The organism is Streptomyces chartreusis NRRL 3882, assembly GCF_900236475.1.
Classification (GTDB): domain Bacteria; phylum Actinomycetota; class Actinomycetes; order Streptomycetales; family Streptomycetaceae; genus Streptomyces; species Streptomyces chartreusis_D.
Genome location: NZ_LT963352.1, coordinates 7,438,223 through 7,460,535 on the forward strand (window position 1 = coordinate 7,438,223; position 22,313 = coordinate 7,460,535).

Annotated in this window: 21 protein-coding genes, 1 pseudogene and 1 riboswitch; of the genes and pseudogenes, 16 read left to right on the plus strand and 6 right to left on the minus strand. The window is 72.2% G+C overall.

What is annotated here, in order from left to right:
* Window positions 1-8 precede the first annotated feature (8 nt).
* The 7 genes from rpe (at window position 9) to SCNRRL3882_RS33785 (ending at window position 7,321) form a co-directional block, all read left to right on the plus strand.
* Window positions 9-695 carry a ribulose-phosphate 3-epimerase gene (gene rpe / locus SCNRRL3882_RS33755; protein ID WP_010046404.1) on the plus strand — a complete coding sequence of 229 codons (687 nt, stop codon included), beginning with the start codon at window positions 9-11 and terminating at the stop codon, window positions 693-695.
* Window positions 696-773: 78 nt separating this feature from the next.
* On the plus strand, window positions 774-1,817 hold the full coding sequence (locus SCNRRL3882_RS33760) for a sugar-binding transcriptional regulator (protein ID WP_010046403.1): 1,044 nt from the start codon (window positions 774-776) through the stop codon (window positions 1,815-1,817).
* Between the two features lie 24 nt (window positions 1,818-1,841).
* Entirely contained in the window at window positions 1,842-2,195 is a 354-nt protein-coding gene (locus SCNRRL3882_RS33765; protein ID WP_029181626.1) for a barstar family protein, read from the plus strand.
* A gap of 108 nt (window positions 2,196-2,303) precedes the next feature.
* Window positions 2,304-3,746 (plus strand): GuaB1 family IMP dehydrogenase-related protein, encoded by a 1,443-nt coding sequence (locus SCNRRL3882_RS33770; protein WP_010046401.1) that lies wholly within the window; start codon window positions 2,304-2,306, stop codon window positions 3,744-3,746.
* A gap of 297 nt (window positions 3,747-4,043) precedes the next feature.
* On the plus strand, window positions 4,044-5,513 hold the full coding sequence (locus tag SCNRRL3882_RS33775) for an amino acid permease (protein ID WP_010046399.1): 1,470 nt from the start codon (window positions 4,044-4,046) through the stop codon (window positions 5,511-5,513).
* Between the two features lie 10 nt (window positions 5,514-5,523).
* Window positions 5,524-5,976, plus strand: a complete 453-nt coding sequence (locus SCNRRL3882_RS33780) for an Lrp/AsnC family transcriptional regulator (protein ID WP_010046396.1) — start codon at window positions 5,524-5,526, stop codon at window positions 5,974-5,976.
* Window positions 5,977-6,121: 145 nt separating this feature from the next.
* Complete coding sequence (locus tag SCNRRL3882_RS33785) at window positions 6,122-7,321, plus strand: MFS transporter (RefSeq protein WP_010046392.1); 1,200 nt, start codon at window positions 6,122-6,124, stop codon at window positions 7,319-7,321.
* Here SCNRRL3882_RS33785 and SCNRRL3882_RS33790 read toward each other — a convergent pair.
* A pseudogene (locus SCNRRL3882_RS33790) lies at window positions 7,296-7,688 on the minus strand (hypothetical protein); the annotation flags it as partial. The gene SCNRRL3882_RS33785 and the pseudogene SCNRRL3882_RS33790 overlap by 26 nt on opposite strands.
* Before the next feature lie 312 nt (window positions 7,689-8,000).
* On the opposite strand from SCNRRL3882_RS33790, the gene SCNRRL3882_RS33795 reads away from it, so the two are divergent.
* A complete protein-coding gene (locus SCNRRL3882_RS33795; protein WP_010046389.1) occupies window positions 8,001-8,789 on the plus strand; it encodes a carbon-nitrogen hydrolase family protein in 789 nt (262 codons plus the stop codon).
* Window positions 8,790-8,836: 47 nt separating this feature from the next.
* Window positions 8,837-10,549: a flavin monoamine oxidase family protein gene (locus SCNRRL3882_RS33800; RefSeq protein WP_010046387.1), complete on the plus strand. Its 1,713-nt coding sequence runs from the start codon at window positions 8,837-8,839 to the stop codon at window positions 10,547-10,549.
* A gap of 5 nt (window positions 10,550-10,554) precedes the next feature.
* Here SCNRRL3882_RS33800 and SCNRRL3882_RS33805 read toward each other — a convergent pair whose 3' ends face one another.
* Entirely contained in the window at window positions 10,555-11,298 is a 744-nt protein-coding gene (locus tag SCNRRL3882_RS33805) for a DUF5995 family protein (protein WP_050810323.1), read from the minus strand.
* Window positions 11,299-11,474: 176 nt separating this feature from the next.
* On the opposite strand from SCNRRL3882_RS33805, the gene SCNRRL3882_RS33810 reads away from it, so the two are divergent.
* Complete coding sequence (locus SCNRRL3882_RS33810) at window positions 11,475-12,608, plus strand: glycoside hydrolase family 6 protein (protein ID WP_010046383.1); 1,134 nt, start codon at window positions 11,475-11,477, stop codon at window positions 12,606-12,608.
* On the opposite strand, the gene SCNRRL3882_RS33815 is transcribed toward SCNRRL3882_RS33810, so the two are convergent.
* Window positions 12,587-13,966 carry a uracil-xanthine permease family protein gene (locus tag SCNRRL3882_RS33815; protein ID WP_010046379.1) on the minus strand — a complete coding sequence of 460 codons (1,380 nt, stop codon included), beginning with the start codon at window positions 13,964-13,966 and terminating at the stop codon, window positions 12,587-12,589. The genes SCNRRL3882_RS33810 and SCNRRL3882_RS33815 overlap by 22 nt on opposite strands.
* Window positions 13,967-14,085: 119 nt before the next feature.
* Complete coding sequence (locus tag SCNRRL3882_RS33820; protein ID WP_010046377.1) at window positions 14,086-15,291, minus strand: MFS transporter; 1,206 nt, start codon at window positions 15,289-15,291, stop codon at window positions 14,086-14,088.
* A gap of 169 nt (window positions 15,292-15,460) precedes the next feature.
* Between SCNRRL3882_RS33820 and SCNRRL3882_RS33825 the strand changes: the two genes are divergently transcribed.
* Window positions 15,461-16,834 carry an ROK family transcriptional regulator gene (locus SCNRRL3882_RS33825; protein WP_010046374.1) on the plus strand — a complete coding sequence of 458 codons (1,374 nt, stop codon included), beginning with the start codon at window positions 15,461-15,463 and terminating at the stop codon, window positions 16,832-16,834.
* Between the two features lie 13 nt (window positions 16,835-16,847).
* On the opposite strand, the gene SCNRRL3882_RS33830 is transcribed toward SCNRRL3882_RS33825, so the two are convergent.
* Window positions 16,848-17,624: an SDR family oxidoreductase gene (locus tag SCNRRL3882_RS33830; RefSeq protein WP_010046372.1), complete on the minus strand. Its 777-nt coding sequence runs from the start codon at window positions 17,622-17,624 to the stop codon at window positions 16,848-16,850.
* On the opposite strand from SCNRRL3882_RS33830, the gene SCNRRL3882_RS40910 reads away from it, so the two are divergent.
* Complete coding sequence (locus tag SCNRRL3882_RS40910) at window positions 17,623-17,823, plus strand: hypothetical protein (protein ID WP_159399456.1); 201 nt, start codon at window positions 17,623-17,625, stop codon at window positions 17,821-17,823. The two genes, SCNRRL3882_RS33830 and SCNRRL3882_RS40910, sit on opposite strands and share 2 nt — an antisense overlap.
* Here the strand turns inward: SCNRRL3882_RS40910 and SCNRRL3882_RS33835 are convergent.
* Window positions 17,810-18,697, minus strand: a complete 888-nt coding sequence (locus tag SCNRRL3882_RS33835; RefSeq protein WP_010046371.1) for an RNA polymerase sigma-70 factor — start codon at window positions 18,695-18,697, stop codon at window positions 17,810-17,812. The two genes, SCNRRL3882_RS40910 and SCNRRL3882_RS33835, sit on opposite strands and share 14 nt — an antisense overlap.
* A 297-nt stretch (window positions 18,698-18,994) precedes the next feature.
* A riboswitch (FMN riboswitch) is annotated at window positions 18,995-19,125 on the plus strand.
* Between the two features lie 145 nt (window positions 19,126-19,270).
* Between SCNRRL3882_RS33835 and SCNRRL3882_RS33840 the strand changes: the two genes are divergently transcribed.
* From SCNRRL3882_RS33840 to ribH, 4 genes are read left to right on the plus strand one after another with little or no spacing between them, the layout of a single operon-like run.
* Window positions 19,271-19,879: a riboflavin synthase gene (locus tag SCNRRL3882_RS33840; protein WP_010046370.1), complete on the plus strand. Its 609-nt coding sequence runs from the start codon at window positions 19,271-19,273 to the stop codon at window positions 19,877-19,879.
* Window positions 19,876-20,520, plus strand: a complete 645-nt coding sequence (locus SCNRRL3882_RS33845; RefSeq protein WP_010046369.1) for a nicotinamide mononucleotide transporter family protein — start codon at window positions 19,876-19,878, stop codon at window positions 20,518-20,520. Before SCNRRL3882_RS33840 ends, SCNRRL3882_RS33845 begins: the two co-directional genes overlap by 4 nt.
* Complete coding sequence (locus SCNRRL3882_RS33850) at window positions 20,517-21,806, plus strand: bifunctional 3,4-dihydroxy-2-butanone-4-phosphate synthase/GTP cyclohydrolase II (protein WP_010046368.1); 1,290 nt, start codon at window positions 20,517-20,519, stop codon at window positions 21,804-21,806. Before SCNRRL3882_RS33845 ends, SCNRRL3882_RS33850 begins: the two co-directional genes overlap by 4 nt.
* Before the next feature lie 20 nt (window positions 21,807-21,826).
* On the plus strand, window positions 21,827-22,312 hold the full coding sequence (gene ribH, locus SCNRRL3882_RS33855) for a 6,7-dimethyl-8-ribityllumazine synthase (RefSeq protein ID WP_010046367.1): 486 nt from the start codon (window positions 21,827-21,829) through the stop codon (window positions 22,310-22,312).
* Window position 22,313: the final 1 nt, after the last annotated feature.

Consider the following 22,313-nt stretch of genomic DNA (forward strand, 5'->3'; position numbering starts at 1 on the left):
CTTAGGTCATGGCCGCGCAGATCAACCCCAGCATCCTGTCCGCCGACTTCGCCCGCCTCGCGGACGAGGCGAAGGCCGTGGAAGGAGCCGACTGGCTCCACGTCGACGTCATGGACAACCATTTCGTCCCGAACCTCACCCTCGGCGTGCCGGTCGTAGAGTCGCTCGCCCGCGCGACGGACACCCCGCTGGACTGCCATCTGATGATCGAGGCCCCTGACCGGTGGGCGCCCCAGTACGTCGAAGCGGGGGCCGGTTCCGTCACCTTCCACGTCGAGGCGGCCGCCGCCCCGGTGCGGCTCGCCCGGGAGATCCGCGCCAAGGGCGCCCGCGCCTCCATGGCGCTCAAGCCCGCGACCCCCGTCGAGCCGTACGAGGACCTGCTCCCCGAGCTCGACATGCTGCTGATCATGACGGTCGAACCGGGCTTCGGGGGACAGGCCTTCCTCGACATCATGCTTCCGAAGATTCGCCGCACCCGCGAGTTGATCAACAAGCACGGTCTGGAGCTCTGGCTCCAGGTCGACGGCGGAGTCTCCGCTTCCACGATCGAGCGGTGCGCGGACGCCGGAGCCGACGTCTTCGTGGCCGGATCGGCGGTCTACGGGGCAAACGACCCGGCAGAGGCGGTACGTGCACTACGCACGCAGGCGGAGGCGGCGACCGCCAAGGCCTCCTGGGCCTGCGACCACTGAGCCACAGCAAAGTGAACGGCTCTCATCAGGGCTGATCATCCGCGCCGGATCTGCAAGGATGAACGGCGAATCCAGAGTGTGAACAGCAGTGAGGAGATCGCCGTGTCGGGTATGTCGGCGGGCCGGTCAGCCATGCGGATGGGACCCGCTGAGCTGGTGCAGGCGGCGGCCATGGCCCGCCGCTTCTACCTCGAGGGCAAGTCCAAGATCCAGATCGCGGAGGAGTTCGGCGTCAGCCGCTTCAAGGTGGCCCGGGTCCTGGAGACCGCCCTCGAACGGGATCTCGTACGCATCGAGATCCGTGTGCCTGCGGAGCTGGACGCCGAGCGCTCGGACGCGCTCCGCGCCCGCTACGGCCTCAGGCACGCCGTCGTGGTCGAGTCCCCGGCCGATGCCGAGGAGACACCGGACCCCGAGAACCTGGGAGAAGTGGCCGCCGACCTGCTCGGCGAACTGGTCAACGAAGGTGATGTGCTGGGCCTGGCCTGGGGCCGCTCCACCATCCACATGGCGGCGGCGCTCGACCGGCTGCCGCCGTGCACGGTGGTGCAGCTGACCGGCGTGTACGACGCCGGGACCGCCGAGCGCGGCTCGGTCGAGGCCGTGCGCCGTGCCGCCCAGGTGTCCGGCGGTGACGCGCACCCCATCTACGCGCCGATGCTGCTGCCCGACGCGGCCACGGCCTCGGCACTGCGCAACCAGACGGGGATCGCCCGGGCCTTCGAGCACTTCGACAAGGTCACCGTCGCCTGCGTCTCCATCGGCTCCTGGGAGCCGGGCATCTCCACGGTGCACGACATGCTCAGCGACGAGGAGCGCGCGCACTACGCCTCGCTCGGTGTCGCCGCCGAGATGTCCGCGCACCTCTTCGACGCCGAGGGCCGAAGGGTCGGCCGGGACCTGGGCGAGCGGTGCATCACCGTCAAGGCCGACCAGCTCCGCAGTATCCCCGAGGTCGTCGCGATCGCCGGCGGACAGCGCAAGGGACCCGCGATCGACGCGGTGCTGCGGTCCGGGCTCGTCACCAGCCTGGTGACGGACACGTCGGCCGCGGACTATCTGATGACGGCGGGGCCGGCACCGAAGCCCGCACTCAACAGGGCCGACCCGGACGGAGTCTGACAGATGGTCAGCCAGTCGCACGAGGTGCCGGACGACCCGGCCGGCCGGATCGTGGTCGTGCTGGACCTCGACGGGGTCACGGACAAGGCGGGTCTCATGGACCGCTGCGCCCGTGACCTGGCCCTGCCCGAGTGGTTCGGCCGCAACTGGGACGCCCTCGCCGACTGCCTGGCCGACCCCGCCCTCTGGCCCGAGGGAGCCGTGGAGCGGGGGCTGCTGGTCGTCGTCCGGGGCTGGCGGGCGTACGCCGAGAAGCGGCCCGAGGAGTGGCAGGTCGCGGAGGAGATCTTCGCCGAGGCGACGGACCGGGGTCCGGGTCTCTTCGTGACCCTCGGGCTTGGAGAATCCTCCGAGAGAGCCCCTGACCAGCCTGGATGATCCGCTGGGGGACGTCCGCGCAGCCGGCATGGGACAATGAAGTACGTGCTCTTTCCCCCTGGCCGGCCGGTCGGGGGGTCACCTCTGATCGACTGGGATGTGCAGCACGTGCGTTTCCTCAATGACATCCAGCCCGGGTACGACCTGACGTACGACGACGTCTTCATGGTGCCGAGCCGCTCCTCGGTGGGCTCGAGGCAGGCCGTCGACCTCAGCTCCCCGGACGGCACGGGCACCACCATCCCGCTCGTCGTCGCCAACATGACCGCCATCGCCGGGCGCCGCATGGCCGAGACCGTGGCCCGCCGCGGCGGGCTCGTCGTGATACCGCAGGACATCCCGATCGACGTCGTCACCGACGTCGTCTCCTGGGTGAAGAGCCGGCACCTGGTCCTGGACACCCCGATCATGCTGGTGCCCCACCAGACCGTCGCGGACGCGCTGGCGCTGCTGCCCAAGCGCGCGCACAACGCCGGAGTCGTCGTCGACGAGAACCACCGGCCGGTCGGCGTGGTCACCGACTCCGACCTGTCCGGCGTGGACCGCTTCACGCAGCTGGGCGAGGTCATGTCCCGGGACCTGCTGCTGATCGACGCGCACATGGACCCGGGCGAGGCCTTCGACACCCTCGACCACGCCAACCGCCGCTACGCCCCCGCGGTCAACGAGGACGGCACGCTCGCCGGCATCCTCACCCGCAAGGGCGCCCTGCGCGCCACGCTCTACAAGCCCGCCACGGACGCGCGGGGGCGGCTGCGGATCGCCGCCGCCGTCGGTATCAACGGCGACGTCGCGGGCAAGGCCAAGCAGCTGCTGGACGCGGGCGTCGACACGCTCGTCATCGACACCGCGCACGGCCACCAGGAGTCGATGATCAGCGCCCTGAAGCTGGTGCGCGACCTCGACCCGCAGGTGCCGATCGTCGCGGGCAACGTGGTGGCCGCCGCGGGCGTGCGCGACCTGATCGAGGCGGGCGCGGACATCGTCAAGGTCGGTGTCGGACCCGGTGCCATGTGCACGACGCGCATGATGACCGGCGTCGGCCGGCCGCAGTTCTCCGCCGTCCTGGAGTGCGCCGCCGAGGCGAAGAAGTACGGCAAGCACGTGTGGGCCGACGGCGGCGTCCGCCACCCGCGCGACGTGGCCATGGCCCTCGCCGCCGGCGCGTCCAACGTGATGGTCGGCTCCTGGTTCGCGGGCACCTACGAGTCCCCGGGCGACCTCCAGCACGACGCCCAGGGGCGCGCCTACAAGGAGTCCTTCGGCATGGCCTCCGCGCGGGCCGTGCGCAACCGCACGTCCGAGGAGTCGGCGTACGACCGGGCCCGCAAGGCGCTGTTCGAGGAGGGCATCTCCACGTCCCGGATGTTCCTCGACCCGGCCCGCCCCGGCGTCGAGGACCTGATCGACTCGATCATCGCGGGCGTCCGCTCCTCCTGCACGTACGCCGGGGCCGGCTCCCTGGAGGAGTTCGCCGAGAAGGCCATCGTCGGCATCCAGAGCGCCGCCGGCTACGCCGAGGGCAAGCCGCTGCACGCCAGCTGGAACTGACGCGCCCGACACCCCTTCGTACGGCCCCCGTTCGACCTGCCCGGCAGGGAGAGGCGGGGGCCGTACGCGTCTGCCCGCGCAACGGACGAAAGCGGCGTTGCAACGAACCTCCGGCCAGCCCCCATGCACGCAATGATCTTGCGCGCATGCGCAAGGTTGCTGCATTTCGACAGCAACGCCGCTCCTCGTAGGCTGTCGCCTTGTACGTGGCGTGGCGGGGACTCCGCTCGGCGGGTCCCTGCTCAAGGGTGCCTGCGGTCCCTGCCGCCCTGACCGGCAGCGAAAAGGAGCCAGCGCGTGCTCGACCAAGGCGCACCCCCGCAGAACCCAGGCCAGACAGCCGCCCCCGCGTCCCCCGGCGTCGGCGCGCGCCTCATGCGTCGCAAGCCGGTGGAGAACCTGGTCGCGGAGGGTGGCCAGGGCGAGGGAGGCTCGCTGCGGCGCTCCCTCGGCCTGTGGCAGCTCACCATGATCAGCATCGGCGCCACCCTCGGCACCGGCATCTTCGTCGTGCTCGGCGAGGCCGTCCCCAAGGCGGGCCCGGCCGTCACGCTCGCCTTCGTCATAGCCGGCCTGACCGCCCTGTTCTCGGCCCTCTCCTACGCCGAGCTGGCGGGCACCATCCCGGTCTCCGGCTCCTCGTACTCGTATGCGTACGCAACGATGGGCGAGCTGATCGCCTGGATCTGCGGCTGGTGCCTGGTCCTCGAGTACGGCGTCTCCGTCGCCGCCGTCGCGGTCGGCTGGGGCGAGTACCTCAACGAACTGCTCGACGGGACCGTCGGCGTCACCATCCCGGCCGCCCTGTCCGCACCGCCCGGCGACGGCGGTGTGTTCAACCTGCCCGCGCTGATCGTCGTCCTGCTCGCGATGGCGTTCCTGCTGGGCGGCGCCCGCGAGTCCGCCCGCGCCAACACCGTCATGGTCATCGTGAAGATCGCCGCACTGGTGCTGTTCTGCGCCATCGGCGTCCAGGGCTTCCGCTCCGGCAACTACGAGAACTTCATGCCCCTGGGCATGGCGGGCGTCAGCGCCGCCGGGGCGACGCTGTTCTTCTCCTACATCGGCTTCGACGCCGCCTCCACCGCCGGCGAGGAGGCCAAGAACGCCCAGCGTGACCTGCCGCGCGCGATCATGCTGTCGCTGGTCATCGTCACGGCGCTGTACGTCCTCGTCGCCGCCGTCGCCGTCGGCGCCAAGCCCTGGGAGAACTTCACCGGCTCCGAGGCCGCCCTCGCCCAGATCATGCGCGAGGTCACCGGGCAGACCTTCTGGGGGACCCTGCTGGCGTTCTGCGCCGTCATCGCCATCGCGAGCGTGGTGCTGACCGTGCTGTACGGCCAGACCCGCATCCTGTTCGCCATGTCCCGCGACGGCCTCGTGCCGAAGGTGTTCGCCAGGGTCCACCCGAAGAGCGGCACGCCCCGTGCCAACACCCTGATCGTCTCCCTGTTCTGCGGTGTGCTGGCCGCCGCCATCCCGCTCGGGCAGCTCGCCGACGCCACCAGCATCGGCACCCTGTTCGCCTTCGCGCTGGTCAACGTGGCCGTCGTGGTGCTGCGCCGGACCCGGCCGGACATGCCCCGCACCTTCCGGGTGCCGCTCTCCCCGGTCCTGCCCGCGCTGGGCTTCGTCCTCTGCCTCTGGATGATGGGCAGCCTGTCGACCGTGACCTGGGTCGTCTTCGGTGTCTGGATGGCCGCCGGGCTCGTGTTCTACTTCGTGTACGGCTACCGCCGGTCCCGACTCGCACCATCCGAAAAGTGACCGACCCACTGTGCTGAACGATCTCGACGAACGCATCGTGCACGCCCTCGCCGAGGACGCCCGCCGCTCCTACGCCGACATCGGCCACATCGTCGGCCTGTCCGCGCCCGCCGTGAAACGGCGCGTGGACCGGCTGCGGGCCACCGGAGCCATCACCGGCTTCACCGTACGGGTGGACCCGGGCGCCCTCGGCTGGCAGACCGAGGGGTTCGTCGAGATCTACTGCCGGGGCAACACCTCCCCGGAGACCATCCAGCGGGGCCTGGAGCGCTACCAGGAGGTCGTGGCCGCGTCCACCGTCACCGGGGACGCGGACGCGATCGCCCAGGTCTTCGCCTCCGACATGCGGCACTTCGAACGGGTCCTGGAGCGGATCGCCGGGGAGCCGTTCGTCGAGCGGACCAAGTCCGTGCTCGTGCTGTCGCCGCTGCTGCGGCGCTTCTCGTCGGGTTCGCCCACGTAAGTCTGTGGCCCGCTCCGGGCGACACCCCTAGCATCGGTGTCATGACCTGGCGACATTGATCCACCAGCCGCGCCTCCCGAGGACCGCCTCGGACGCCGTGCGTACCGCACGTCCGGTGTCCGAACCGCCCCCTCGGGAAGGCCTCATGACTCTCTCACCCGCGCGCGTGCCCGGCACCGGCGTCCGCCGGCTGACGCGCACGCTGTACGGCTACGCGTTCCTCGAAGACTTCGTCCTGCTCTACCCGGTGTACGCGCTGCTGTTCCGCGACACCGGCCTGTCGGTCTGGCAGATCTCCTCCCTGTTCGCCCTGTGGTCGGTCACCGGCGTGACTCTGGAGGTCCCCTCCGGCGCCTGGGCCGACGCGGTCTCCCGCCGGTCGCTGCTGTGGCTCGGCCCGCTGCTCACCGCCGCCGGCTTCACCCTGTGGACGCTCGTTCCGTCGTACGGCGCCTTCGCCCTCGGTTTCGTGCTGTGGGGCGCCGGCGGAGCCCTCGCCTCCGGTGCGCGTGAGGCGCTGGTCCACGACGAACTGGCGCGGCTCGGCGCCGCCGACCGGTACGCCCAGGTCATGGGCCGGGTCCGCGCGGCCGGGCTGGTGGCCGTCATGGCGGCGATGGGACTGGCCGGGCCGGTCCTGGCCTGGGGCGGCCACACCGCCGTCGGCGCCGCGAGCGTGCTGGTGTGCCTGCTGGCGGCGGCGGCGGCGACCCGGCTCCCGGAACACCGCACCCCGGGGGCGCAGGGGCACGACGGCTGGACCGCGACCCTGCGGGCCGGGCTCGCCGAGGCCCGCGCCGAGCGGTCCGTACGGGGAGCGCTCCTGCTGGTCCCGGCCGTCACCGCCGTGTGGGGCGCCCTCGACGAGTACACGCCGCTGCTGGTGCGGGACACCGGCGTGTCCGACGCGCTCGTGCCCTACCTGCTGCTGCTGGTCTGGGCGGGTGCCACGGCCGGAGGCCTGCTGGCCGGGGCGGGCGAGCGCCTGGGCACCAAGGGCCTCGCGGCCCTGCTCGCGGGCACGGCTCTCGCCCTGGCCGTGGGCGCCGGCGCGGGCACCCCGGCCGGGATCGCCCTGGTGGCGCTCGCCTTCGGCGGTTTCCAGGCGGCGAGCGTGCTGGCCGACGCACGGCTCCAGCGGAGCATCGACGACGCCCGGCGGGCCACCCTCACCTCGCTCGCCGGACTGGGCACCGACCTGGCCACGGTCGCCGTGTACGGCGGCTACGCGGTGCTCGGCACGGCCGCGGGACACGGCATCGCCTTCGCGTGGTGCGCGGTGCCGTACCTGCTGACCGCGCTGCTGCTGGCGGCACCTGCTAGAAGTCGGGCTGCCAGGGGATGACCGAGAAGTCGCCGGTGCCCTTCTTCACCTTCTCGAAGGGCGCCGAGCCCACGCACTTGGGCAGGTCCTTCGGGCCGAGGTCCTCGGTCGTCGCCCAGCTGTACCCGAGCCGGTCGTGGCGGCCGAGGTCGTGCACGGTGATGCCGACCCGGGTGCCCTTCGCGCCGGGCAGGTCCGTGGCGGTGACGACCCCGGATACGACGGCCACCTTGCCGCCGGTGACCAGGCAGTCGACCTTCGCCTTCGCCCAGGCACCCTCGCCGTCCACATAGTGGCTCCACTCGAAGGTGCCGGTCGCCTTCATCGGGTCGGCCTTGTCCTTCGCGGCCAGGTGCGCGTCGAAGGAGAAGGTGATGTCGTCCCCGGCCGGGGCCGGGCCGCCGACCGCGGTCGACAGGTGACGCACGTCGACTGGACGCCCACCACTGTCCCGGCGCGGCGCCCGCGCCACATCGCACCCGGGGCGGGACCCGGCCTCCGCCGCACGGCGGGGAAACACCTCCCGGGCATGCGCCCAGGGGAGGACCGGTCGGGGCCCGCAACGAATCGCCGCCGACCCGGCGGCGGACGCAATGATCCGCTCACGGACGCGCAACGGCTGCTCCTTGTCCGGCCGCAGCCGCCGACCGTACCGTCTATCAGGCCCCCCGAAACCCCCGCGTACCGGTGAGGAACACGCATGCGCACCGCCCTGCTCCAGAGCTCCGGCCGACCCGGCTCCACGGTCGAGAACCTCAAGGTCCTCGACGAGGCCGCGGGCCGGGCCGCCGCCGCGGGCGCCGGGCTGCTGCTCGCGCCGGAGATGTTCCTGACCGGGTACGCGATCGGCGACGACATCGGCCGGCTCGCCGAGCCCGCCGACGGCGACTGCGCGGACGCCATCGCCGAGACCGCGACGCGCCACGGACTGGCGATCGCCTACGGCTATCCCGAGCGGGACGGCGACGCCGTGTTCAACTCCGCCCAGCTGATCTCCGCCGACGGCACCCGGCTCGCCAACTACCGCAAGACCCACCTCTTCGGCTGCTTCGAGCGGGACCACTTCACGTCCGGGGACCAGCCGGTCGTCCAGGCGGAGCTGGACGGTCTGCGCGTCGGGATCCTGATCTGCTACGACGTGGAGTTCCCGGAGAACGTCCGTGCCCACGCCCTCGCCGGCACCGACCTGCTGGTCGTCCCGACCGCGCAGATGCACCCGTTCCAGTTCGTCGCCGAGTCGATGATCCCGGTGCGTGCCTTCGAGAACCAGATGTACATCGCGTACGTCAACCGGGCGGGCCGGGAGGGCGAGTTCGAGTTCGTGGGGCTGTCCACGCTGGCCGGGCCCGACGGGATCGCCCGGACCCGGGCCGGGCGTGCCGAGGAGCTCGTCCTCGCCGACGTCGACCCCGCCTTCCTCGCCGCGTCGCGCGAGGCCAACCCGTATCTGCGGGACCGGCGCCCCGGCCTGTACGGGCCGCTCGTCTGAGACCCCCTTCAACGCCTGTTGGTATCTGTGCAAGGAGTCCGTACCCCATGACGTCCACCGTGCCCAACGCCGTCGAGCACGCAGACGCGCAAGCGCCGCCGATCACCATGTTCGGCCCGGACTTCCCGTACGCGTACGACGACTTCCTCGCCCACCCGGCGGGTCTCGGACAGATACCCGCGACCGAGCACGGCACGGAGGTCGCGGTCATCGGCGGCGGCCTGTCCGGCATCGTCGCCGCGTACGAGCTGATGAAGATGGGCCTCAAGCCGGTCGTGTACGAGGCCGACCGGATCGGCGGCCGGCTGCGGACGGTGGGCTTCGACGGCTGCGACCCGTCGCTCACCGCCGAGATGGGCGCGATGCGCTTCCCGCCGTCCTCCACGGCCCTCCAGCACTACATCGACCTGGTCGGCCTCCAGACGCGGCCCTTCCCCAACCCCCTGGCGGAGGCGACCCCGTCGACCGTCGTCGACCTCAAGGGCGAGTCGCACTACGCCGAGACGATCGCCGACCTGCCCCAGGTCTACCGGGACGTCGCCGAGGCCTGGAACCGGTGCCTGGAGGAGGGCGCCGACTTCTCCGACATGAACCGGGCCCTGCGCGAGCGGGACGTCCCGCGCATCCGCGAGATCTGGTCCCGGCTCGTCGAGAAGCTCGACAACCAGACCTTCTACGGCTTCCTCTGCGACTCCGAGGCGTTCCGGTCCTTCCGGCACCGCGAGATCTTCGGCCAGGTCGGCTTCGGCACGGGCGGCTGGGACACCGACTTCCCGAACTCCATCCTGGAGATCCTCCGGGTCGTCTACACCGAGGCCGACGACCACCACCGCGGCATCGTCGGCGGCTCCCAGCAGCTGCCGCTGCGCCTCTGGGAGCGCGAGCCGGAGAAGATCGTCCACTGGGCCTACGGCACCTCGCTCGCGAGCCTCCACGACGATGGTGAGCCCCGCCCGGCCGTCACCCGCCTGCACCGCACCGCCGGCAACCGCATCACGGTGACCGACGCGCACGGCGACATCCGCACCTACCCGGCGGCGATCTTCACCGCCCAGTCCTGGATGCTGCTGTCGAAGATCGACTGCGACGACTCGCTCTTCCCGATCGACCACTGGACGGCCATCGAGCGCACGCACTACATGGAGTCCTCGAAGCTGTTCGTCCCGGTGGACCGGCCGTTCTGGCTCGACAAGGCCGTCGACGACAGGGGAAACCCGACCGGCCGGGACGTCATGTCGATGACGCTCACCGACCGTATGACGCGCGGTACCTACCTGCTCGACGACGGCCCGGACAAGCCCGCCGTCATCTGCCTCTCCTACACCTGGTGCGACGACAGCCTGAAGTGGCTGCCGCTGTCCGCGAACGAGCGGATGGAGGTCATGCTGAAGTCGCTCGGGGAGATCTATCCCAAGGTCGACATCCGCAAGCACATCATCGGCAACCCCGTGACCGTCTCCTGGGAGAACGAGCCTTACTTCATGGGCGCGTTCAAGGCCAACCTGCCCGGCCACTACCGCTACCAGCGGCGCCTGTTCACGCACTTCATGCAGGACCGGCTGCCCGCGGACAAGCGAGGCATCTTCCTCGCCGGCGACGACATCTCCTGGACGGCCGGCTGGGCCGAGGGCGCCGTCCAGACCGCCCTCAACGCGGTCTGGGGCGTCATGCACCACTTCGGCGGCACGACCGACCCGGCCAACCCCGGTCCCGGCGACGTCTACGACGAGATCGCGCCCGTCGAGCTGCCGGAGGACTAGGGGGCCTAGGAGGACCGGGCGGACCAGGAGGACTGAAGCGACTCGAGTCGCGGTTCGGGCAGGGGCGTGAGCAGCATGCGCCCCGCGAACCCCACCGCCGTGTCCAGGCGTTCGGTGAACTCCTCTGCGACGTCGGGGAGTCCGCGCAGCGCCCACAGCGCCCGGGCCGCCGTCCAGGTGGCGTCGCGGGCGCGCTCCAGGCTCCAGGAGCCGAGCAGATGGGTCAGCGGGTCGGCGATCTGGAGGAGGTCGGGGCCCGGCATCAGATCTTCGCGGATGCGCTCCTCCAGCGAGACGAGGAGATCGCCCACCGTGTCGAACTCGTCCTCCAGTTCGGCGGGTGCGCAGTCGAGCGTACGGCAGGTGTCCACGACGGCCAGCGCGAGATCGTGCCCGACGTGCGCATTGATGCCCGCCAGCGCGAACTGCAGCGGCCGTACCCCGGGGTGGCGCCTGAACTGGAACAGGGGCCGCCAACAGGCCGGCGGGCGCCGCTCGTCGGCCACCGCCTCGACGGCCTGCAGATACCGCTCCGCGAACCGTACGTCCAGCGTGATCGCGGCGTGCGGGTCCGCGAACCGCCCGGTGTCGACGTACCGGTCCACCCCTTCCGTCACGGCGAGGTAGACGCGGTTGAAGACTGCCACCCCGTCCCGGGGGTGCAGGGTCGCGTCGAGGGCGCGCATACGGGAGATGACTCCGTCGACCGGAGTGTCCACGGCTGGGGGGACTTGTTCGCATCGCGGCATGCGGGCAGAGTCCCAGCTCTAGGCTGGCGGGAGCACCGGCAGGCCCGGCGCTTCCCCGAAACGGGGGAACGCCGCCCGGCCGCAGGGGGAGGGGGACCGGCACCGTGTCAGGCTCACGTGCCCAGCGCCTGGCCGCCCGCAGGGCCGAGCGCAGGCGCGCCGTCCGGCGTGGCGCGATGGTCGTGGCGGCCTCCGTCGTGGTCGCGGCGGGCTCGGTCGCCGGGGTGCTGTCCGCGTTCGACGGCCCGCGCGGCTCGAACCGGGCCGGGCGCCCCGAGGTGTCCGCGTCGCCCCGTATGGCGCCCCTGCCTGCCATGCCGACGGCGTCCGCGTCGGCCACCGAGTCCGCTTCCCCCACGCCCGTCACCTCCGCGTCCGGGACGCCGAGCCCCACGCCGTCGCCGCAGAGAACCCGGAAGAAGCAGGCGCGGACGACCCCCGTGGGCGCCCGGCTCTACCGCCACCCCGACTCCCAGGTGCTCGACTGGGTCCGGGCCAACGCCGGGGATCCCCGCCACGCGGTCATCGCCTCCCGCATCGCCGACCAGCCGGCCGCCGTCTGGTTCGCCGACTACTCCCCGGACACGCTCACCGCCCGGGTCGCGGCGGTGACGTCGGGCGCCGCCGCACTGGGCCGGGTGCCCGTCCTCGTGCCGTACGCGATTCCCGGCCGGGACTGCGGCGGATACTCCCAGGGCGGGGCACCCGACCTGGACGCCTACGACGCGTGGATCGACCGGTTCGCCGACGGGCTGGGCTCCGGGGAGGTCATCGTCGTCCTGGAGCCGGACTCCGTCGCCCAGACCGAGTGCCTGTCCGCCGGTGAGCGCGCGGACCGCTTCGCCTCGCTGGCCCGGGCCGGACGGGTCCTGAAGGCCGCCAACCCCCGGGCACGCGTGTACTTCGACGCGGGGCACTCGGGGTGGAACGCGCCCGGCAAACAGGCGGCGTGGCTGCGGCAGGCCGGGGCCGCCTCGCCCGAGTCCTCCGACGGGATCTTCAGCAACGTCTCCAACTTCCACACCACGGCCGACGAGGTGGCCTACGACCGGCGGGTCCTCGACGCGCTCGGCGGCCCGGCGAGCCTGGGCGCAGTAATCGACACCAGCCGCAACGGCAACGGCGCCCCGCCCGACGGCCAGTGGTGCGACCCGGCGGGCCGCAAGCTCGGCCGGACACCGACCCTCAGCACCGGCGAGGACCGGATCGACGCCTATCTGTGGGTCAAGCTGCCGGGGGAGTCGGACGGCTGCAAGGGCGAGCCGGGGACGTTCACGGCGTCGTACGCCTACGACTTGGCCTCATCGTAGGAGCTGGTGCCCTCGTCCAGCAGCGGCCGCTGCGTCTTCAGGTGGGGTGGGGCGAAGGCCCGCAGCGCGTGGTAGCCGGTGATGACGACGAGCGTGCCGAGCGCGATGCCGCTCAGCGAGAAGGTGTCCGTGATCTTCATCGAGACGTTGCCGACGCCGATGATGATGCCCGCTGCGGCCGGGACCAGGTTCAGCGGATTGCGCAGGTCCACCTCGGCGTTGATCCAGATCTGGGCGCCGAGCAGGCCGATCATGCCGTACAGGATGACGGTGATGCCGCCGAGCACCCCGCCCGGGATCGCCGCCACGACCGCGCCGAACTTCGGGCAGACGCCGAAGAGCAGGGCGAAGCCGGCGGCGGCCCAGTAGGCGGCCGTCGAGTAGACGCGGGTCGCGGCCATCACGCCGATGTTCTCGGAGTACGTGGTGTTGGGCGGGCCGCCGACCGCGGTCGACAGCATCGAGCCGACGCCGTCGGCCGCGATCGCCGTGCCGAGCTTGTCGTCCAGCGGGTCGCCGGTCATCTCGCCGACCGCCTTGACGTGCCCGGCGTTCTCCGCGACCAGCGCGATGACGACCGGCAGGGCGACCAGGATCGCCGACCACTCGAACGACGGGCCGTGCAGGGTCGGCAGCCCGATCCAGTCGGCCTGGCCCACACCGGAGAGGTCGAGCCGCCAGTGGTCGGTCAGCTTGCCGCTCGCGTCCACCGAGTGGATCTTGCCGAAGACCAGGTCGAAGACCCAGGAGATGCCGTACCCGAACACCAGCCCGAGGAAGATCGCGATCCGGGACCAGAAACCGCGCAGGCACACCACGGCGAGACCGGTGAACAGCATCACCAGCAGCGCCGTCCACTGGTCCTGCGGCCAGTACGTCGAGGCCGTCACCGGCGCCAGGTTGAAGCCGATCAGCATCACCACCGCGCCGGTCACGATCGGCGGCATCGCGGCGTGGATGATCCGCGCCCCGAACCGCCGCACGGCGAGCCCCACCAGGAACAGCGCGGCGCCGACGACGAGGACCGCGCCGGTGACGGTGGCGCTGCTGCCGCCCTGCGCGCGGATGACCGCCGCCACGCCGACGAAGGAGAGCGAGCAGCCCAGATAGCTGGGCACGCGGCCGCGGGTGGCGAGCAGGAACACGACGGTCGCGACGCCCGACATCATGATCGCGAGGTTGGGGTCCAGGCCCATCAGGACCGGGGCCACGAAGGACGCCCCGAACATGGCCACCACGTGCTGGGCACCGAGCCCGGCGGTACGGGGCCAGGAGAGCCGCTCGTCGGGGCGGACCACCGCGCCGGGCGCCGGGGTGCGTCCGTCGCCGTGCAGTTTCCAGCGGACGCCGAGATCCATGGTGCGGTTTCGCTTTCGTCGTGCGGGCGAGTGTCCGGACCATTGTCGGGGTGCGTCAGCGGTGGTGGTGACCGGGGCTGACCACGGCGGCCGGGCGCCGGCTCAGGCCGGGTGTCCCGTCAGGGCCGCGGGTCGGCGACCGCCGCGTCCGGCCGGCTGATCGTCGCCCGGTCGCCGGGGCGCAGCACGCGCGCGAACGCCACCAGTCCGCAGGACAGCAGCGTCACCAGAGCGAACGACACCATCAGGCTGGTCGCCTGCGCCAGCATGCCGATCGCGCTCGGCGCGATCAGGCCCGAGGTGTACGTGATGGTCGCGACGCCCGCGATGGCCAGGCTCGGGTTGGAGCCGCTGCGGCCCGCCGCCGCGAAGCACAGCGGTACGACGACGGCGATGCCCAGCCCCATCAGCGCGAACCCGCTCATCGCCACCGCCGGGTGCTCCGCGAGCACGATCAGCAGTCCGCCGAGGACGGCGAGCGCACCGCTCGCCCGCACGGTCCGCACGGCACCGAAGCGGTCCACGACCTTGTCACCTGCGATCCTGGCGATGGCCATGGTGAGCGTGAAGCCCGTCGTGCACGCCGCCGCGAGGCCGGCCGAGGTCTGAAGCTGCTCGCGCAGATAGACCGCCGACCAGTCCAGGCTCGCGCCCTCGGCGAACACCGCGCAGAACCCGATCGCGCCGATGAGCAGCGCCGACCGGGGCGGCAGCGCGAACCGCGGCGGCGGCTCCTCGTCCTCGGCGGGCTGCAGGTCGAGCACCCACTGGCAGGACAGCACGCCGACGACCGTGAGGACCGCGGCGGCCAGGACGTGGTGCAGCCGGGCGTCCGACCCGAGGTGCGCGGCGAGCGTACCGGCCGCCGAGCCGGCCAGGGCGCCCGCGCTCCACATGCCGTGCAGTCCGGACATGATCGACCGGCCGAGGCGGTTCTCGACCTCGACGCCCAGCGCGTTCATCGCCACGTCCGCCATGCCCGCCGTGGCGCCGTACGTGAACAGGGCCAGGCAGAGCGTGAGCAGGTTCGGGGCGAGGGACGGCAGGACCAGCGACAGCGTCCACAGGGCGATCAGTCCGCGCAGCGCGTTGCGGGCCCCGAAGCGGTGGGTGACGGTGCCGGCGAGCGGCATCGCGACGGACGCGCCGAGCGCGGGGAAGGCGAGCGCGATCCCCAACTGTCCGGCGCTGACACCCGCGTGGTCCTGGATCCACGGCACGCGGGTGGCGAACGATCCGGTCACGGCGCCGTGCACGGCGAAGACGGCGGCCACGGCGTACCGCGACCGCCGCACTTCGCGCTGTTCGTAGACCACGTTGCTCATTCTCCGGCCCCCGCCCTCTCCCGGTCTTCCCCGCCCGCGTCGCGTCGCCACGTCCGTGGCGCGGGTTGGCGCGCGTAAACTATCAGGAACCCTGCCTGATAGATAAGAGGACGACCGGTCGGCCGGAGCTCACGGCCGTGCGGCTCCACCGTTCTGGAAGGATCCCGGCATGCCCGCATCCCCGAGCACCGCCCGGGCCATCAACGACCGGCTCGCCCTGAATCTGCTCCAGCGGGAGGGCCCGCTGACGGCAGGGCGGTTGAAGCAACTGACCGGCCTGTCCCGGCCGACCGTCGCCGACCTAGTCGAACGCCTCACCGCCGCCGGGCTGATCGCGGTGGTCGGCGAGGCGGGGGAGCAGCGGCGCGGGCCCAACGCCAAGGTGTACGGCATCGTCGCCGACCGGGCGCACCTCGCCGCGCTGGACGTACGCACCGAGGGTGTCGCCGTGGCCGTCGCGGACCTGGTGGGACGGGTGCTGGCCGAGGAGTCGGTGCCCATCGGCGGTGACATGGGAACGGGACCCGCCGTGGAGCAGGCGGTGGCGCTGGTCGAGCGCGTGGTCAAGGAGGCCGGCGCCGACCGGCTGCACACCGTCGGGATCGGGGCGCCCGGCCTGATCGACCCGGCCAGCGGCGAACTCCGCGACTCCTCCGGGCTGCCGGAGTGGCACCGCCGGCTCGTCGCCGCCCTCCAGGAGCGACTGCCCGAGGCCAGGGTGAGCGTGGAGAACGAGACCAACCTCGCGGCGTTGGCGGAGCAGCGCGACGGGGTGGCCCGGGACCGGGACACCTTCGTCCTGCTGTGGCTCGGCCACGGGACGGGCGCGGCGGTGGTCCTCGACGGCGCGCTGCGACGCGGCGCCTCCGGCGGCACCGGCGAGATCGGCTTCCTCCCGGTCCCGGGCACGGCCGCGCTGCCGTCCTCGACGGACTGCGAAGGCGGTTTCCACTCCCTGGCAGCGGCGGACGCTGTCGTGGACCTCGCGGCACGGTGGGGGGTTCCGGCGGAGCCGGGGCAGGAGCCCTCGGTGGTGGGGGTGGTGCGAGCGGCGGCCGGCATGGTGCGGTCGGCGGTGCGCCAGGTGCGGGAGCCGGGGGCGGGGGCCGGGGCGTTCCGGTCCGTGAACGAGGGCGGGGAGTCCCGGTCCGTGAGCGATGGCGATGTGCCCCGCTCTCGGAGCGACCGCGAAGAGGAGCCTCGCCCGGCGGGCGGGAGTGAGGCGTCCTCGTCCCCCGGAGCCGTCCCCGCCGCCCGTTTTCTCGATGCCCTCGCCGACCGGCTCGCCGTCGGTGTCGCCTCCGTCGTCGCGATCCTGGACCCCGGTTGCGTCGTGCTCGGCGGTGAGGTCGGCCGAGCGGGCGGCGACGAACTCGCCGCCCGTGTCCAGGACCGCATCGCCCGGATGACCCCCCTGCCCACGGAGGTACGGACGACCACACTCGGCGGCGGCGCGGTCCTGCGCGGCGCCCTCCTCACGGCCCGCGACCGCGCCCAGGACGAACTCTTCACGCCGGGGGAGCGGCCGGTGCAGCGGTGGTAGGCCGGGCCGGGGCTCACGCCCTGGACCGCCCGCTGCCCGCCCGCGCCTGCTCGCCCCCGTACCGCCGCGCCAGATACTCCTCGAACGTGCCCGTACCGGTCGCATGCTGCGGCGTCAGGTGACCACCACTGCGGAAACCCCGGTACGCCGCGCCCCACAGCGGCACGTTCACGACCGCCCGGCGCCGCCCGGTCGCCTTCAGATACGCCCGGGCCAGGGACTCGAACGTCCGCACCTCCGGCCCGCCCATGTCCTCGACCCGCCCCGCCGGCGCTCCCGCCGCCAGTTCGACCAGCCGGTCGGCGACCTCGGCCACCTCGACCGGCTGGTCCCGGACACCGGCCGGCAGGAACAGCACCGGCAGCTTCGACAGCGCCTGGAGCAGCATGACGAGCAGGTCGTGGAACTGCGTCGCGCGCAGCACGGTCCAGCCGAGCCCCGACTCCTCGACCAGCCTCTCCACCGCGAGCTTGCTCTTGTAGTAGCGCAGCGGCACCCGGTCGACGCCCACGATGGAGATGTGGACGAGGTGCCGCACACCGGCTCCGCGCGCCGCCCTGATCAGGTTCGCCGCCGCCCCTTCGTCGCCCTTCGGCGATGACGCGCAGTGCACGATCGTGTCCACACCGGCGACGGCCGCGTCCAGCGCGTCACCGCCCTCCCGCAGATCGACCGCGTACGGCTGAGTGCGCCGGCTGAGCACCCGCACGTCGTGCCCGTCCGCGCGCAGCCGCTCGGCGACGAGCCGGCCGAGCGTTCCGGTGCCGCCGGTCACCAGGATCGTGGTCATGCTGTTCAGTCCCTTCGGACGCCCGGCGCTCCCGGACGGAGCGCCGCTCGTCATAGAGACCGGACAGCCCCTGCCGCATGTGACATACCCGCCCGGCGACCCCGCGACCGCGCCCGGCGACCCCAGGACCGCGTCCGGCGCTCCCGCGACCGCGCCCGGTGGTTCCGCCACCGTGCCCGGACGGCCTACGGCCGGGTGAGCTGACGCCGTGCGAACGCCAGCTTCTCCGGGTTGACCACGGCCCGCACCCCCACGACCAGCCCGTCGCGCACCTCGAACGCCGCCAGGCCGACGAGCGTGTCGCCCGCCCAGCTGGCAAGCCCGGTCGCGCCGTTGACCTCGGTGACGGTGAACTCCAGGCCCGCCGCGAACTTCGGGCCCCCGCCCGCCAGGAACTGGGCGACCCTGGGCCCGCCTTCGATCGGCCACCGGGCCGCGGTGACCTTGCCGCCCCCGTCGCTCCACCAGGTGGCGTCGGCCGCGAGCAGCTTCTCCAGCCCGGCAAGGTCGCCGTCACGGGCCGCCGTGATGAAGGACGTGACCAGCTCCTCCTGCTGCTCGGACGCGGGCTCGAACCGGGCCTGTGGTTCGCCCACCCGCTGCACGGCCCGCCGGTACAGCTGGCGGCAGTTGGCCTCGCTCAGATCCAGCACCCCGGCGATCTCCCGGTGCCCGTAGCCGAACGCCTCCCGCAGCACGTACACCGCCCGCTCGGTCGGCGTGAGCCGCTCCAGCAGCACCAGCATCGCCATCGACACGGCGTCCCGCTGCTCGGCCGACTCCAGCGGGCCGAGCGCGCCGTCCGCGGTCACCACCGGCTCGGGCAGCCAGGTGCCGACGTACCTCTCGCGGCGGGCCCGGGCGGAGGTCAGCCGGTTCAGGCAGAGGTTGGTGACGACCTTGGCGAGCCAGGCCGCGGGATGCTCGATTCCCGTCCGGTCCGCGCCGCTGAAGCGCAGATACGCGTCCTGCACCGCGTCCTCCGCCTCCTCGGCGGAGCCCAGCAGCCGGTAGGCGAGCGAGAACAGCCGGGGCCGTTGGGTCTCGAACTCGTCGGCGAGCGTGGTGGTCATACGCCTCACCCTGCCAGAACACCGCCCGTACGGCGTGGGAAGGCCCGACGGCGGGCAAGGGCCGTCGTCACCGCCGCCGGGCCGGTCTGCGCAAGATGCGCACGACCCTAGAAAGGACTAGACCACAGCGTCAATAGGTGTGTACCAAGCTGGCGCCCGCCAAGGGAGGACGTGCGCACGGGAGTTGAACCGCCTTGTCGCGCTGGGGAAGGGTGGCGACACGTTCTGTGAGGCACCCCACACCGCTCGCCCGTCTGGACCTCGATCAGGCGTGGCACACTAGCCATGTATCAGTAGCAGCGCACTCCGGGGTCGGTGAAAGTCCGAACCGGCGGTTACAGTCCGCGACCCGGTCGCCTCCAGCGGCCGGTTGACCAGGTGAAATTCCTGGACCGACGGTTAAAGTCCGGATGGGAGGCAGTGCGCGGCGAGCGGGCATATGTGCGCGCCGCCGAGAAGTCCGTCCTCCGGGCGGACTCCGTCCGGCGTCGTTCCCGGTGTCCTCGCTCGTATCGATCTGTCGTCATCGACAGCCCCGGAGTCCGTGCCCGAAGAGGCAGGAGGACCCGGGAAGTGTTCACCGGAATCGTCGAAGAGCTGGGCGAGGTCACCGCCGTCGAGACCCTCGACGACGCCTGTCGCTTCCGCCTGCGAGGCCCCGTCGTCACCCAGGGCGCGAAACACGGCGACTCCATCGCCGTCAACGGCGTCTGCCTCACGGTCGTCGACCACGAGGGCGACGAGTTCACCGCCGACGTGATGGCCGAGACCCTAAACCGCTCCAGCCTCGGCGCCCTCGAGGCCGGCTCTCGCGTCAACCTCGAACGCCCCATGGCCGTCGGCGAACGCCTCGGCGGGCACATCGTGCAGGGCCACGTGGACGGCACCGGCGAGATCCTGGAGCGCAAGCCGTCCGACAACTGGGAGATCGTGAAGATCTCCCTCCCCGCGGACCTCACCCGGTACGTCGTCGAGAAGGGCTCCATCACCGTCGACGGCATCAGCCTCACGGTCGTCGACGCGGGCCCCGACTACTTCACCGTCAGCCTCATCCCCACCACCCTCGACCTGACCACGCTCGGCCACAAGCAGCCCGGCGACCCGGTCAACCTCGAGGTGGACGTCATCGCCAAGTACGTCGAGCGGATGCTGGGCGACCGTGCGCAGGGGGCGGCCAAGTGAACTGGCTCAACTCCGAGGCCTTCACGCTCTTCGGCCAGCACATCAAGTGGTCCGACATGATCGGCAACGTGATCGGTCTGGTCGCCCTCGCCCTCGGCTGGCGGCGCTCCCTGTGGACCTGGCCCGCCCAGTTCGTCTCCGGCCTCATCCTCTTCACGGCCTTCGCCACCGCCCACCTCTCCGGCAGCGCAGGCAAGCAGATCGTCGTGATGCTCGTCGCCGCCTACGGCTTCTGGCAGTGGAACCGCGGCCGGCAGCAGGCCCAGGACGGCTCCATCGCCGTACGGTTCGCCACCTGGCGCGAGCGCGGGGTGCTGGCCGGCGCCGCCGCCCTCGGCACCCTCGCCGTCGGCGGCCTGTTCACGGCCTTCCCGACGCTGTCCTGGGACCCCTGGCCGGACGCGTACATCTTCGTCGGCACCATCGTCGCGATGTACGCCCAGGCCCGCGGCATGGTCGAGTTCTGGTTCGCCTGGCTGCTGGTCGACCTGGTCGGCGTCCCGCTGAACTTCGCCAACGGCTTCGCCTTCTCCGGCTTCGTCTACGTCATCTACGGCGCGCTCGTCCTGTGGGGCCTGCGCGACTGGTGGCTGCGCTCCCGCGCGGCAGCGCAGCCCGCCCTGGAAGGAGCGCCGGCATGAGCACGGCACCGATCCTGTACGGCACCGACGGCTTCGAGGACTTCGCGCTCGACCCGGTCGAGCAGGCCATCGCCGACATCGCCGCCGGCCGCCCGGTCGTGGTCGTCGACGACGAGGACCGGGAGAACGAGGGCGACCTCGTCATCGCCGCCGAGAAGGCGACCCCCGAGATCGTCGCCTTCATGATGAGCGAGTGCCGCGGCCTGATCTGCGCCCCCATGGAGGGCGACGAACTCGACCGGCTGCGCCTGCCGCAGATGGTCGAGGACAACACGGAGTCGATGAAGACCGCGTTCACGGTCTCCGTCGACGCCTCCGCCGCGCACGGCGTAAGCACCGGCATCTCGGCCTCCGACCGCGCCACCACGCTCCAGCTGCTCGCCGACGGCGCCGCCCAGCCCGACGACTTCGTCCGCCCCGGCCACATCTTCCCGCTGCGCGCCCGGCCCGGCGGAGTGCTGACGCGCAACGGCCACACCGAGGCCGCCGTCGACCTGGCCCGTCTCGCGGGCCTGCGCCCGGCCGGCGCGATCGTCGAGATCGCCGGCGAGGACGGCACGATGCTGCGCCTGCCCGAGCTGATCCCCTTCGCCCGCAAGCACGGCCTGACGATCATCTCCATCGAGGACCTGATCGCCTACCGACGCGGCAGCGAACCCACCGTCCGCCGCGAGGCCAGGACCCGACTGCCCACCGCGCACGGCACCTTCACCGCGTACGGCTACCGCTCCACCGTCGACGGCATCGAGCACGTCGCCCTGGTCCACGGCGAGATCGGCGACGGCCAGGACGTCCTCGTCCGCGTCCACTCCGAATGCCTCACCGGCGACGTCTTCGGCTCCGCCCGCTGCGACTGCGGCCCCCAGCTGGACGCCTCGCTGGCCCGTATCCAGGCCGAGGGCCGGGGAGTCGTGGTCTACCTGCGCGGACACGAGGGCCGTGGCATCGGCCTGATGTCCAAGCTGCGCGCCTACGAACTCCAGGAGCGCGGCCGCGACACCCTCGACGCCAACCTCGAACTCGGCCTGCCCGCCGACGCCCGCGACTACGCCGCCGGAGCCCAGATCCTCGCCGACCTCGGCGTGCGCGGCGTCCGCCTGCTGACCAACAACCCCGACAAGACCGACGCGCTCACCCGCCACGGCATCGTGGTGAAGGCGCGCGTGCCGATGCCCGTGAGCGCCGGCGAGCACAACCTCCGCTACCTGCGCACCAAGCGGGACCGGATGGGCCACGACCTGCCCTGGCTGGACACGACCACCGTGCCGGCCTGCGGCAACCAGTAAGAGAGCACAGAGGGAGAGACGTGAGCGGCAAGGGTGCACCGGAGCTGTCCGTACGCAATGTGGGTGACCTCAGGGTCGCCGTCATCGCGGCACAGTGGCACGAGAAGGTGATGGACGGTCTGGTCGACGGCGCCCTGCGCGCCCTGCACGACCTGGGCATCGACGAGCCGACCCTCCTCAGGGTCCCCGGCAGCTGGGAGCTCCCCGTCGTCGCCAAGGTCCTCGCGGGGCGCGGCTACGACGCGATCGTCGCCCTCGGCGTCGTCATCCGCGGCGGCACGCCCCACTTCGAGTACGTGTGCCAGGGCGTGACCCAGGGCCTCACCCAGGTCTCCGTCGACACCGGCGTCCCCGTCGGCTTCGGCGTGCTGACCTGCGACACGGAGGAGCAGGCCCTGGACCGCGCCGGCCTGGAGGGCTCCAACGAGGACAAGGGGCACGAGGCGGTGACGGCGGCGGTGGCGACCGCGGCCACCCTCCGCTCAGTATCCGAACCCTGGCGCTGAC

What these genes read in the sequence shown, in the direction of transcription:
- rpe (WP_010046404.1), top strand. Translation starts at nt 9, where the DNA reads ATGGCCGCGCAGATCAACCCCAGCATCCTGTCCGCCGACTTCGCCCGC.
- SCNRRL3882_RS33785 (WP_010046392.1), top strand. Translation starts at nt 6,122, where the DNA reads ATGACTCTCTCACCCGCGCGCGTGCCCGGCACCGGCGTCCGCCGGCTG.
- SCNRRL3882_RS33795 (WP_010046389.1), top strand. Translation starts at nt 8,001, where the DNA reads ATGCGCACCGCCCTGCTCCAGAGCTCCGGCCGACCCGGCTCCACGGTC.
- SCNRRL3882_RS33800 (WP_010046387.1), top strand. Translation starts at nt 8,837, where the DNA reads ATGACGTCCACCGTGCCCAACGCCGTCGAGCACGCAGACGCGCAAGCG.
- SCNRRL3882_RS33805 (WP_050810323.1), bottom strand. Translation starts at nt 11,298, where the DNA reads ATGCCGCGATGCGAACAAGTCCCCCCAGCCGTGGACACTCCGGTCGAC.
- SCNRRL3882_RS33810 (WP_010046383.1), top strand. Translation starts at nt 11,475, where the DNA reads ATGGTCGTGGCGGCCTCCGTCGTGGTCGCGGCGGGCTCGGTCGCCGGG.
- SCNRRL3882_RS33815 (WP_010046379.1), bottom strand. Translation starts at nt 13,966, where the DNA reads ATGGATCTCGGCGTCCGCTGGAAACTGCACGGCGACGGACGCACCCCG.
- SCNRRL3882_RS33820 (WP_010046377.1), bottom strand. Translation starts at nt 15,291, where the DNA reads ATGAGCAACGTGGTCTACGAACAGCGCGAAGTGCGGCGGTCGCGGTAC.
- SCNRRL3882_RS33825 (WP_010046374.1), top strand. Translation starts at nt 15,461, where the DNA reads ATGCCCGCATCCCCGAGCACCGCCCGGGCCATCAACGACCGGCTCGCC.
- SCNRRL3882_RS40910 (WP_159399456.1), top strand. Translation starts at nt 17,623, where the DNA reads ATGCTGTTCAGTCCCTTCGGACGCCCGGCGCTCCCGGACGGAGCGCCG.
- SCNRRL3882_RS33830 (WP_010046372.1), bottom strand. Translation starts at nt 17,624, where the DNA reads ATGACCACGATCCTGGTGACCGGCGGCACCGGAACGCTCGGCCGGCTC.
- SCNRRL3882_RS33835 (WP_010046371.1), bottom strand. Translation starts at nt 18,697, where the DNA reads ATGACCACCACGCTCGCCGACGAGTTCGAGACCCAACGGCCCCGGCTG.
- SCNRRL3882_RS33850 (WP_010046368.1), top strand. Translation starts at nt 20,517, where the DNA reads ATGAGCACGGCACCGATCCTGTACGGCACCGACGGCTTCGAGGACTTC.